Annotated in this window: 12 protein-coding genes; 6 read left to right on the forward strand and 6 right to left on the reverse strand. The window is 35.3% G+C overall.

Features of this window, described 5'->3' with window-relative positions:
• The first annotated feature begins 165 nt into the window (after nucleotides 1–165).
• Complete coding sequence (locus B9T35_RS01120) at nucleotides 166–705, forward strand: hypothetical protein (protein ID WP_086189293.1); 540 nt, start codon at nucleotides 166–168, stop codon at nucleotides 703–705.
• A 111-nt stretch (nucleotides 706–816) separates the two neighbouring features.
• On the opposite strand, the gene B9T35_RS01125 is transcribed toward B9T35_RS01120, so the two are convergent.
• On the reverse strand, nucleotides 817–2,040 hold the full coding sequence (locus tag B9T35_RS01125; RefSeq protein WP_086189526.1) for a DUF2252 family protein: 1,224 nt from the start codon (nucleotides 2,038–2,040) through the stop codon (nucleotides 817–819).
• A 222-nt stretch (nucleotides 2,041–2,262) separates the two neighbouring features.
• Between B9T35_RS01125 and yccS the strand changes: the two genes are divergently transcribed.
• The 3 genes from yccS to B9T35_RS01140 all read left to right on the forward strand — a co-directional run bounded on the left by yccS (nucleotide 2,263) and on the right by B9T35_RS01140 (nucleotide 5,383).
• Nucleotides 2,263–4,413 (forward strand): YccS family putative transporter, encoded by a 2,151-nt coding sequence (gene yccS, locus B9T35_RS01130; protein WP_086189294.1) that lies wholly within the window; start codon nucleotides 2,263–2,265, stop codon nucleotides 4,411–4,413.
• A gap of 30 nt (nucleotides 4,414–4,443) precedes the next feature.
• Entirely contained in the window at nucleotides 4,444–5,004 is a 561-nt protein-coding gene (locus B9T35_RS01135; protein ID WP_086189295.1) for a hypothetical protein, read from the forward strand.
• Nucleotides 5,005–5,083: 79 nt separating this feature from the next.
• Nucleotides 5,084–5,383, forward strand: a complete 300-nt coding sequence (locus B9T35_RS01140) for a DUF3817 domain-containing protein (RefSeq protein ID WP_086189296.1) — start codon at nucleotides 5,084–5,086, stop codon at nucleotides 5,381–5,383.
• A gap of 152 nt (nucleotides 5,384–5,535) precedes the next feature.
• Here the strand turns inward: B9T35_RS01140 and B9T35_RS01145 are convergent, their stop codons facing one another.
• The gene (locus B9T35_RS01145; RefSeq protein ID WP_086189297.1) at nucleotides 5,536–6,777 is read right to left on the reverse strand and encodes an MFS transporter; all 1,242 of its coding nucleotides are present in this window, start codon (nucleotides 6,775–6,777) and stop codon (nucleotides 5,536–5,538) included.
• 312 nt (nucleotides 6,778–7,089) lie between these two features.
• Here B9T35_RS01145 and B9T35_RS01150 point away from each other — a divergent pair, with 312 nt between their 5' ends.
• On the forward strand, nucleotides 7,090–7,479 hold the full coding sequence (locus B9T35_RS01150; RefSeq protein ID WP_086189298.1) for a hypothetical protein: 390 nt from the start codon (nucleotides 7,090–7,092) through the stop codon (nucleotides 7,477–7,479).
• A gap of 82 nt (nucleotides 7,480–7,561) precedes the next feature.
• On the opposite strand, the gene B9T35_RS01155 is transcribed toward B9T35_RS01150, so the two are convergent.
• The 4 genes from B9T35_RS01155 to B9T35_RS01170 all read right to left on the reverse strand — a co-directional run bounded on the left by B9T35_RS01155 (nucleotide 7,562) and on the right by B9T35_RS01170 (nucleotide 10,893).
• Nucleotides 7,562–8,326 carry a DNA polymerase beta superfamily protein gene (locus tag B9T35_RS01155; protein WP_086189299.1) on the reverse strand — a complete coding sequence of 255 codons (765 nt, stop codon included), beginning with the start codon at nucleotides 8,324–8,326 and terminating at the stop codon, nucleotides 7,562–7,564.
• A gap of 211 nt (nucleotides 8,327–8,537) precedes the next feature.
• Nucleotides 8,538–8,909, reverse strand: coding sequence for a hypothetical protein (locus tag B9T35_RS01160; RefSeq protein ID WP_086189300.1), 372 nt, complete (start codon nucleotides 8,907–8,909; stop codon nucleotides 8,538–8,540).
• 91 nt (nucleotides 8,910–9,000) lie between these two features.
• Nucleotides 9,001–9,480, reverse strand: a complete 480-nt coding sequence (locus tag B9T35_RS01165; RefSeq protein ID WP_213033341.1) for a hypothetical protein — start codon at nucleotides 9,478–9,480, stop codon at nucleotides 9,001–9,003.
• A 3-nt stretch (nucleotides 9,481–9,483) separates the two neighbouring features.
• Nucleotides 9,484–10,893 (reverse strand): FAD-binding oxidoreductase, encoded by a 1,410-nt coding sequence (locus B9T35_RS01170; protein ID WP_086189302.1) that lies wholly within the window; start codon nucleotides 10,891–10,893, stop codon nucleotides 9,484–9,486.
• 376 nt (nucleotides 10,894–11,269) lie between these two features.
• Here B9T35_RS01170 and serA point away from each other — a divergent pair, with 376 nt between their 5' ends.
• Nucleotides 11,270–12,502, forward strand: coding sequence for a phosphoglycerate dehydrogenase (gene serA, locus B9T35_RS01175; protein ID WP_086189303.1), 1,233 nt, complete (start codon nucleotides 11,270–11,272; stop codon nucleotides 12,500–12,502).
• The last annotated feature ends 48 nt before the right edge of the window (nucleotides 12,503–12,550 follow it).

The following is a 12,550-nucleotide window of genomic DNA, read 5'->3' on the forward strand; positions in this document are numbered from 1 at the left end:
ATGATGAGATTGTGGATAAATCAACACTTATACACAATCTCATCGCTTTGTCGCATAAAGCCTTTTAATTTTTCCTGCAATTTGATTTATCTTTCGATAAGAAAAATAAAACGCTTATTGATGCTTCTGTAAAATATCAATTTAAAATATAAGAATAAGATTAATATGTCTGAATCCGCACTAATCCCATTAAGTGATATACAACAGAATTTAATTCAAATCATACAATTGCTAAAAAAGGTATATTTTACAATTAACTATTGTTCTGATTTTATAGATGTAAAACATGCTGTGCAGAGACATGTTATTGAAGCTGGAAAATACATTATTATTTGCCAAAATAGCATCGCTGAAAAATTTTCTGACTTTACCTATACTGATATATCAGAAGTCAAAAATGATTTTGATTTATCCCTCCAAAACTTCAATGATCTGTCTCTCATAGAGTCACAAGATATTTTTAAGATTGAAAGAATTCACAAAAATATTTCAAACATCAACATTTTGATGGATCGATGCGCGATTAACTGTAAATTTTGCAAAGAATTAGGCACGCGACCTTATGTTAAACTTCTTGCCCAAGCGATGACTGAAATAATGGAACTAGAAAATTTCTATATTTATCCCATCAGTAAAGATTTAGTACCTGAATATCTTCAAAATTTTGATTTTAAAAGTGATCGCTTTCAATATAATGCAAAATAAATCACCTAAAGCAAAGAGCCAGACATCACATTACTCTTTGCTTTAGACTTCTGTTCTTTTATTCAGAGTATATTTTAACCCCGTTTTTTTACTTGCAAAAAACCTGTTGAGTTAAAACTTTGTATGGCTAAGTGCATAACGGCGACAATGATCTAAATAACTGGCTTCATGAATACTAATCAACTCTACGATGCTACGCCATAACCAAAAAGGTGCATCAATACTTTTTGCTTCAGTACGTTTCAATTCACTGATCCATGATTTTCGTGTTGTATCATCCATTTGACGAACATGCGCACGCCCCACAACAAAGGCAAGATAAAATGCCAAATCTTTGGCTTCTTGTTCATTCATTCCTTCTATTTCAAGTTTTAAATCTTGAGGTAAAAGCTCTCGAACAACCAAAGATTTATCCATAAAACGAATGGCTTGCATACGCTCACCTAAATGTGGTGATAAATGTCGCGCACCTTCAACGACACGCTTGGCATTGTCCTTTGGCATTTGCACATCTGAATAACGAGGCGCCAATGCGGTTGTGCCCTCTTTTAAATCCATTAGGCAAAGCCCCTGACCTTTCACCACATGATCATCAACATCAACCAACACTGCATAGCGTAAACGTCCAAGTGAACTACAGCCTTTGACCCAATAAGCAGCATCTAAAACCGTGACATCACTTTTTTGATTACGACTTTCAAGCATGGTGACGAGATCAATCACTTCAGGTTTTTGAAATACTGATGCAATTTCTTTTTGTTCAACTTTGAGCAAAGGCCAAAACTTTCTACTTAAAGTGATTTTGGGGATTAAACCTTCTAAACGCTCTTCTGCTAAATTTCTCCATGTGCGATTCATTGCTGTTCTCATGACACTTTGAATGAGTAAAGGACGGCGTAACCTTTTCGAAGGTCGCCCCTTTACCTCTAAAGCATGAAGATAACCTGCATATAATGCTTCAATCATTTGTGCAGTCACAACACCTGGTAAATCTGAACTACGCACTGCTGTCGCTAAAGATAAACCTAAACGAATGATGTCATTGGCAGGGTTACCAATCACTGTTTGGTCTAAATCCCGAATTTCAATTTCGATCTCGCCTTCGGCATTAGCAACGGGTCCTAAATTTCCTGTATGACAATCGCCACAAATCCAAATGGCAGGTCCTTGTGGAATAGAGGAAATAGAAGCTGCTTTTAACCATTCATAATATTTTGCAGTATTGCCTCGTACATAAGCATGAATAGATCGTGCCATTTTTAAGTTACGACGTTCATTCAGTTCAGCTTGTCTAAATCTGGGTTGTTTAATTTCAGTATTTTGTTTTTTTGGCATGACTTTTGTTTGTTTTATCATAAGGTGAACGAAGTCTGCGCTTATTTTTAGCCAAAATAAAATGATGCGTGTATATTTAATGTTGCTGTTTTTTAAACATGTTTTACTTACAGTTCTTCATCTAAATACATCGCCAAGTACTTTTTAAGCAATATAAAATAGGCTTCACTCAACACACCATTTTTGTGAAATTTTCTGTGAGCTTTTTTGTGAAAATCGATCGTGAATAATCTACAACAGCTTTTTCAAAACTTTAAGTCAAATTCAATTTTGATTTATTGCCTACAAATTTTTATTGTGCTGAGTGGTACTACGCTTGGGCTTTATTTTTTAGGTTTTGAAAAACTCATTGTTCCGATTACCTTAGGTGCAATCGCAACTGCACTCACGGACTTTGATGATCGATTAAGTATACGACTACGGAATTTGGGCTACGTCTGCATTCTCTTTTTTAGTGTCAGCAGTATTTTAGAATTTCTTTATCCTTATAAGCTATTATTTCTGACTTATTTATCCTTGTCTAGTGGTGCTTTTATTCTGATGGGCGCACTTGGACAACGCTATGCCACCATATCTTTTGGTACAGTTTTACTGTCTATTTATACGATGTTTGGTTTAGGTGAATATCAAGAATGGTATCAACAACCGAGCTATTTTGTGATGGGGACGTTGTGGTACGGTTTAAGCTCCATTGTTTTTTACTTGCTTAAACCAACTCAAGCCATACAAGACAATTTGGCGCAAAGCTATCTAGCCATGAGTCAATTACTACTCAGTAAAGCACGACTTTTTGATCCTGATAATACTGACAATGTTGAACAACTTTTATATGAATTATCCTTACAAAATAGTTTGGTCGTACAACAATTAAATATCACAAAATCTTCATTGCTTACTCGATTAAAAGCTTCTCGTGCCAATCAAAAAACCATTTACTGGCTCAATTTATACTTTTTAGCACAAGATATTCATGAACAAGCGACTTCAAACTATCTACATTATGAAAATATTCAGAAAAATTTTAGTCGTACCGATTTAATTTACCGAATTCAAAAAAATGTTCGATTGCAGGCGATCAATTGCCAAAAACTTGCCGAAGCAATTTTGCGACAACAAAACTTCCAAGCCAATCTAGAAAACACCACCGTTTTAAATCATTTAGAAAACTCAATGCGAGAATGGATTCAAAAGAATCCTCATAATTTAGAAGTGAAAAACTTACTGTTGGTGCTTAAAAATCTAAAAAATGTAGAAGAACAATTTAGCAATTTAAGTATCGAACAAGATAACTATCAGCAAAGTTATAGTAAACATCAAGATAATCTAAATCTCTTAGATGATGACATTCATGGTATTCAAGATTTATGGCTGAAAGTAAAACAGCATTTAAGCGCTGAATCTGCTTTATTCCGCCATGCTGTGCGTATTTCTTTTGTCTTTGCCGTTGGCTATGCCTTGTCTTTACTGCCTTTTGCAAAGAATGGGTATTGGATTTTATTGACTAGTTTATTTGTCTGCCAAATTAGTTATTTTGCAACCAAAAGTCGATTAAAACTGAGAACTTTAGGCACCGTTTTAGGCGTTATTTTAGGGATTCCTATCCTTTATTTTGTGCCAAGTATTGAAGGACAATTAGTTTTAATCGTTATTTGTGGTGTGTCGTTTTTCTATTTACGTTCAAAAAAATATGCCATGGCAACCCTGATGGCAACATTAATGGTTTTACTGATCTTTAACTTAAAAGGTTCAGGCTATGCCATCATTTTACCGAGGATCATAGATACCCTTTTAGGCTGTTTAATTGCATGGTTCGCGGTCAGTTTTATTTGGCCAGATTGGAATTTTCGGAATATCTCGAATAATATCCGTAAAAGTAGCCAAGCAACATTGGATTATTTTGATGCGATTGTTGAGCAATATCAACAGGGCAAAAACAATAGTGTAGATTATCGTAAAGCTAGACGCTTTGCACATAATGCCCAAATTGAACTTTCGAATATGATTTCAAGTTTGAGTACCGAGCCAAACCCAAATCAGACGTTAATTCACAATGCTTTCCGCTATTTGGTTTATAGCCATAGCCAATTGAGTTATGTTTCTGCTTTGGGTAGCCATCGTGAATTGATTCATGATACTCAGGTTTTAGATTTAATGTTGTGGTGTCAACAAACCTTAAATGATGCTCTCATTCACTCTAAACCCTTAGATCAAACACTCATTCAACAGAAATTAAATGAAATTCAATTCATCAGTACACAAGATGATTTATCCGATAATCTTTTATTGGCTTTAAAACAAATTAGCTTATTATTAGAAACATTGCCTGAACTGTTAAAACTTAAAAATACATTATTAGAATTAGAGATTAAATAAACTTCGAATCCACCTAAAAGAGCATATAAAATGCAATTCATTCATAAAATTTTCATCAGTAGTATCTTTATTTTAGCAACTAATTCAACTTTTGCTGATGCTCAATTCAATACCAATATGCAGCAATTTCTAGAATGTAAAAAGACACTTAAAGACTATTATGACCTCGGTTTTGAATTTGAAGATGACTTAAAAAAGAATGGTTGGATAAAATCAGATAGCAATTTACTTTCATATACTTTCAAAAGCAAAGTGCCTATAGAAGTATATGGCATGAAAACCAATGAAATGGTTTTAACTCTTGGAGGTATGTTAGCTACGGTCAAAAATCAGGATACAAAAGCACTAGCAAAAAAATACGGCATTCAACAAAGTCCGATGTTTCAAAATGCTCCTTATTTTTCAGGCGAAAAAATTGTTAAAACTGATCAAGCAAATGCTAAAGCAGAAAAATCATTTCGTAAAATGACCTTGGCGGAATCAAATCCATTAGCAGAAGATGGCGATCATAAGACTTATATTGGCTGTGTTTATATTTCAGAGTTTGAACAAAAAGAGCAAGAAGCTAAAATGAAAGCATGGCTAGAATAATGATTTAGATCAGATATTCATTCGACTTTTTATCTTTTTAAGCTACACTCGATATTCATTCTCATTTACTGAAGTGACCATGAATATTCAAACTTTACGTGCTGTTGGTTTTTTAGAAGGTCTGTCTTTTTTACTTCTTTTGTTTATTGCAATGCCAATGAAATATATGTGGGGTAATCCTATTTTAGTGAAATATGTCGGTATGGGGCACGGCGTACTTTTTGTTGCTTTTTTAGCTGTTTTATTTGTGGTTTGTGAAAAACAAAAATGGTCACTTAACATGTTTGTTTTAGGCTTAATCGCTTCAATCATGCCTTTTGGACCATTTGTTTTTGATCATAAACTTAAGAAATTAGAACAATCGAAAGTTGAGGCTTAACCTCTTTTTTTGATTACTGATGGTGATGATTCTGTTCAATAACCATTTTGTATCAAGATGATAAAAACGACTAGGATCTGTTGAAATGGAAAGAATGCTTTCCATTTCAACACTCATATAGGATAGTTGTTTTAGATGAAATTAATATTCAATTAAAACTCTCCTCTCAACTTTCTGCCTTGCATAATCTTATTCAACATCATCCGTGGAAAACTAAACCACAAGGCAATTAAAGCAACACAAGACAAGCTAAACGCCCATAAATGGAAATGTTCATACAGTACACGAACCAATTCAATAACAAAGAAGAAACTCAACATCATCAATACTGAAACTGCTGCAGCAACTGTTCCTTTAGAGACTTCAGAAGACATTAAAGCAAAGCGATAAAGAACAGAAAAGCTAATCCCCTCACCAAAACTTATCAAAGTCATACCTATAATCAGACAATGGAGGAAATAATCTTTCCAAACCATTCCTAACAATAGAATGAGTGTGCCAATCAACATCAAAGGAAGACCCATTAATACAGTTTTGCCCAATGCCCATTTATCAATGACTTTGATCAGTACGATATTACCCACAATCAAACCACCTAAAACTGGAAATTGCGCCAAGCCATATTGCATACTACTTAAGCCCAATTCTTCCACTAACATGACTGGAGAGATTGCGATCCAAAGCATCAATGGCATTGCCACCATGGGTAGCCCAAAGGTCATGCCCAAGAAGGTTTTATTTTTAAAAACCTGCTTAAAGTCATCCCAGATATAGCTAAAAGGTTGCTTACGGGCTTTCACCTTGTAATCTGGCATTTTGGCTTTTAGACCAAACCAACTTAGGAAAGCCAGAAAAGCGATACCGATAAAGCCCCAGTGCCATGACACATGATCAATTAAGAATGCACCCAGTACAGGACCCAATAAAGGAGCAAGCAAGGAAATATTTGCCATGAGTGCCATCACTTTAATGGCATCACGTTCTTCAAATGTTTCTTGTATCGCCGCATAACCTACTGCTGAAATAACAGATAAACCAAAGCCTTGTAAAAATCTAAGGGTTAAAAAACTTTCGATATTATCTGTGAGTAAAATGAGTAAGCAGGTCAGAATAAAAAAAATGACACCTGCCAATAAAACTTTTTTTCGTCCGATCCGATCGGATATTGGTCCAAGTAACCATGCAACACATGCGCCTCCAAGTAAATAAAAAGACATGGAAGATGGTGCCCAAGAACTACTCACACCAAACTCTTTGGTAATTGCAAGCATCGCAGGTTGGACTAAATCATTACCGATATAGACTGAAAATTCGAACAATACCAAGGCTAATGGGAACATTAACGTGGCACGGCTCAATGTTGTTGTTTGAACATTTTGCGCGAGTTTTGACATTATTTTCTACATATCATTATTGGCTTATCCAGCTGAACACTATTTTTAGGGAGATAAGCGTCAGCCCAATGACAAGCACTGAGAAATTTAAATTAAGTTTAGAAAATGCGTTACTTAAAACGACTTTAAACACCGTATTCACAAGGTGTCTAGAGAAAATAAAATGAATATGTGAGATTTTTATCACTCAGTCCAAGCACACCCACTAGGCTAAGTTTGATTAGTTTAACACAGTGGCTTTTTCAGGAGAAGTTGAATGTTTTTCACTCTTTAGTTATTCTAAAATCTCAAAAACGAAGGGTTGAAGAATAAATGAAAAATATGAATCCTCAAGTCATGCTCATTCTTGGTATTGTTCTGTTTATTATCGGCGGTGGTTTGTATTGGCAAAGTTCAGCACCAAACATCAGTGCAGACGACCAAGCTCGCTGTGAACAACTGGTTCAAAAGAAATATGGTGAGAACTCAAGTTCAATTATAGCCAGTTGTAAAACTGATGTTGGTTTTATCGCAATGATGGACTCTCAAGCCAATGGTGTAACCTCTGCTGAAGATGCTGCAAAAGCGATTAGTTCTGCCAATAATAAAGAAGTCGGAACCAGTACACTGGGTAAATTCTTAATGGGTCTTTGCTTCGGTATCGGTATTGCTTTTATCTTTAAAGGAATTGCTGGAATACGTAATAAATCGATAAGTGGTTAATTTAAATATCCTTAGAATAACAATTAAATATCCTTAGAATAACAACATGTTCAAATCCACATGTTGTTATTCTAAATTGAGCTTAACCATAAAAATGTTGTTTTAAATTAAAGCTATATTCAGTGAGATATTGCTGTAATTTTTCCAAATCATTGGTCGGCTCAATTGTTCTTTGATTCAAGGCTTCAATTTTATCATTCAACAATTTAAGGATATATTGCTGTTCAGATTCAGATACTTGAGCTTTTTCTTTTTGTTGCTTTTTAATTTCTAAATAATCTTGCGCCCAATGACGTAATGGATCTTTTATCTCTATTTGCTCAAACAATTGGGTAATAAGTAATTCAGGCATGATCTGCTGTGATGCTAACTCTGCTGACATGAGTCCACGAATTGAATAGAATACTTTTTTATAGGTAAAGTTATCAGCAGTTTGCATGACATGCATACCACCTTTTGCCAATGATAAATAATGATAATACAAAGCTTTATAGTCTATACGTTCAAGTAACCCATCACTGAATTTATCCCATTCAGGAAATTCATTGAAATAGACAATGTAAGCCCGTACCCATTCCAAAACTGTTGGGTTACTTTTTGCGAGTAAGCCAAACATTTTATTTAAATCAAAAGAAACGAAGTCAAAATCACCCTCCATGATTTCGATCAAATCACGGTATTTTCTATAATCATAATATTGAGCTTTTGATGGCAAATGAAAGCCTCTCACATCGTAATCACTATCTGGACTTGCCATACCCCATAAACGGCTACCACTTTCAATATAAAAAAGTGGAATATCGTCTCTTTCTTTAAATAAATTTTGGATTTCTTGTTGGATGTTCATTTTTGTTCACATTTTGTTGGTTTTACAAATTTTATATCATTAATTTTTTGAATCTTTTGGATTTTCTTTAAATTTAAGCTAATTACTTTTATCTCAAAACCATTCCCTACAATTAAAATATTTATTATTATATTCCCAAAATAAAAAACGCATCAAATCTGATACGTTTTAAATAGAGTCTAAGCTATAAAATTCAAATATAAACAATTAATTAAGAGCACAATTTGGTTTGGAAGTTTTTGGTGTTTTTCCCACGTGTACATTGATATTCCTTTTGCACATCTATACGTTTCCAATCACCAGCTACATTTTTAAAACGGTAAACACTACGAATAGAGCGAACAGAATCATCCATTAACCCTGTTTCAGTGACTTTCACCTCTGCTGCTGTTGGTGATTCTACCTGATTAAAATATTGACGAATTTCAACCGTCGATAAATTTTTACGCAAATCACTGCGCTCATTCAAAACTTGTGCTAAAGGCGTTTCAGAACCGCCAACCTTATTCATCAAATTTTGCGTTGTACTACAACCTACCAATAAGCCGATACTAAGTGCCGATAAAGAGAGTAAACGTAACATTTTTTTAAATCCCCAAAATAAAAACTGATATCACAAATGATGCTATGCCTTGGCAAGTTACACAATTGAAAGCATGTAAAAGTTCAATAAATTATATTAAATTACTTTTAGAATCCTTTTGGAAAGCAAACTTTAACCAATAAAAACTAATCATAATTAATCCAATAGAAACAATTTCCATATCCTTTGTTACAGCATAAATCATGGGTAAATATGCAAGAAATATAATCACTCTAGCTACTTTCCTAAATTTTATGTCCTCTTTGAATTTGTAAATAATAGACATCCAGCTCACAACAACAAAACTTAAAAAAATGCCATAAACCCATTGACCATGTGTATTAAAAAATCCATTTTTTTCAAAAATCTCTGGCTCAATGCTAAACATAAATAATAAGTACAAAATACCTAAGGTCAAAAATACCGTGAGTGGCAAATAGCGAAATAATTGTCGAATTACGAGGTCTGCATCTTCACGACCTTGTTTCACTTTTTTATCTATTAATTTCATTATTATAAAAAAACGCATTATTATTAATGCGTTTTTATCACAGGCCGTATTTTTTAACAATGCTTATAAATCAAACAACTTCCCAGGATTCATAATCCCGTTTGGATCGAATACTTTTTTCAAAGCTTTCATATATTCAATTTCTTCAGCAGAACGGGTATATCCCAAATATGGTTTTTTGGTCATTCCCACGCCATGCTCAGCAGAAATCGAACCATCATATTTTTCTACAATTTCAAATACATTCTTATTTACGACCTGACATTTTTCAAAGAATTCATCTTTAGAAAGATTGGCAGGTTTTAGAATATTTAAATGCAAGTTTCCGTCACCAATGTGACCAAACCAGCAAATTTCAAAATCAGGATAATTCGTTTCCACAATTGCATCAATTTCTTTAATAAATGCAGGAACATGAGTAATTAATACTGAAATATCATTTTTATACGGTGTGAATGGTGCAATCGTTTCAGAAATATCTTCACGTAAACGCCATAAGCTTTTCACTTGTTCTAAGCTTTGGCTCATCACCCCATCAAGTACCCAACCTTGTTCCATGCAATGCTCAAAGATTTCCATCGCAGCATCCATAATTGGTTCATACGGCGCTTCAAACTCAAGCAAGACATAGAATGGGCATTCAGTTTCAAATGGACGTTGCACATGACCACGATCTAACACTTTTTTCATTGCAAGTTCACCAAAGAACTCAAATGCAGTTAAATCAATTTTGTTTTGGAATGCATGTAATACAGGCATAATTGAATCAAAATCAGGTACACCTAAAACCAAAACTTGTAAATCATGCGGTTGACGTTCAAGTTTAATTTCAGCTTCGGTCACTAAACCTAAAGTCCCCTCGCCACCAATAAACAAATGTTGCATTGCATAGCCAGTAGCATTTTTAATCATGCCTTTATTTAAACGCAGAACATCACCCTTACCAGTCACAACGGTTAAGCCCAGTACCCAATTACGCGTCATACCATATTTAATGACTTTAATACCGCCGGCATTGGTACCAATATTCCCGCCCATTTGCGATGAACCTGATGATGCAAAATCAACTGGATAATACATACCCTGCTCTTCTGCATAGTTTTGCAACTGTTCAGTCACAACACCTGCCTGAATACGTACCATACGATCGGCTGGATAGAACTCAATAATTTGGTTCATTTTATCCATGCTAATCACAATTTCGCCATTCGCTGCAACTGCACCTGCGGATAAACCTGTACGACCACCCGATGGGGTAATTGCGACATTAAATTGATTGGCAAGTTTTACAATCGCTTGCACTTGCTCAGTGCTCGATGGAAAAACAATCACAGATGGGTTCGGATCGAAATGCTTAGTATGGTCTTTACCCCAATTCTCTAAGCTATCTGCATCGGTTTTGATGCGGCTTTCACCGACAATTTCTGTCAATTGGGTCAATAATTCAGGTGCTATCGTTACTGGAGCATTCATCGTTCTGCGGACCTAGCAAGAAATAAATTAGTAATATTCGGGACTACTGCATGTTTCATGTCTGAATGGTGCTTGAGGAAATGTACGCTTTTATTTCCAAAGCTAAAATCGGGTAATCATCCAGTTATACAATATTTTAGCGATAAATTAGCGCTGAATAAAGCATATAACAGGCATGCAATATTTACACTCCGTGTTTAAAGACGCAATATTTTGCGTATTTTTTCGACAAAATAGTGTTCATGCAATTTATCAATATAGCTTATAAGAAATCGAGGACAAAATATCCACTCTCACCGTCATAAACGAAATATCTATAGACCCATGTCTATGGTATCATATTGCGACTAAATTTGGCCTTTGTAGCGGAGCCGTAATGAGCCAACATCTTTCACTACCTAAAGATAAAATTCGTTTCTTGTTGTTAGAAGGCGTTCATCAGAATGCAATCGACACTTTAAATGCTGCTGGATATACCAACATCGATTCCCGTAAAACTGCGCTTGAAGGTGAAGCGTTGAAAGAAGCGGTTAAAGATGCTCACTTCATCGGTATTCGTTCCCGTACTCAATTGACTGAAGAAGTATTTGAAGCTGCGAACAAACTGATTGCGGTGGGATGTTTCTGTATCGGAACAAACCAAGTGAACTTAAATGCTGCCATGATTCGTGGTATTCCAGTATTTAACGCACCTTATTCAAATACACGTTCAGTTGCTGAGCTTGTACTTGCTGAAGCAATTTTACTGCTTCGTGGTGTACCGGCTAAATCTGCTTCAACACATCGTGGTGGTTGGAACAAATCTGCAGTAGGTTCATTTGAAACTCGTGGTAAAACTTTAGGTATCGTGGGTTACGGCTCAATCGGTTCTCAACTTTCTGTTCTTGCAGAAAGCTTAGGCATGCACGTTATTTATTATGATGCTGTCACTAAACTTCCTATGGGTAATGCACGTCAAGTGGGTTCTATGGGTGAGTTATTAGCAAATGCTGATGTGGTTACTTTGCATGTTCCAGATGTACCTTCTACACGTAATTTCTTTGGCAAAGCTCAATTTGCACAAATGAAAGAAGGTTCAATCTTCATCAATGCTGCACGTGGTACATGTGTGATCATTGAAGACCTTGCTGATGCAATCAAAGCAGGTCACATTGCAGGTGCTGCAGTTGATGTATTCCCGAAAGAACCTAAAGCAAACGGTGAAGAATTTGTTTCTCCACTTCGTGGTTTAGACAACGTGATTTTAACACCTCACGTTGGCGGTTCTACAATGGAAGCACAAGCAAACATCGGTTTAGAAGTTGCTGAGAAATTCGTTGCTTACTCAGACAAAGGTATGACTTTATCTGCAGTCAACTTCCCTGAAATCGCATTGCCATTGACTGAAGGTAAACACCGTTTACTTCACATTCATAAAAATGTGCCAGGCGTACTTTCTAAAATCAACAATTTGTTCGCTGAACATGGTATCAACATCTCTGGTCAATCTTTAATGACCAAAGGTGATGTTGGCTACTTAGTGATGGATGTTGATGCAACCGCATCTAAAGAAGCTTTAGATACCTTGCATGAAGTTGAAGGCACAATCCGCGTACGTGTATTGTTCTAAGCTATAAAAGCGATTCAAAAAACCACAGTTTTATAACTGTGGTTTTTT

Source organism: Acinetobacter sp. ANC 3832, from assembly GCF_002135415.1.
Taxonomy (GTDB): domain Bacteria; phylum Pseudomonadota; class Gammaproteobacteria; order Pseudomonadales; family Moraxellaceae; genus Acinetobacter.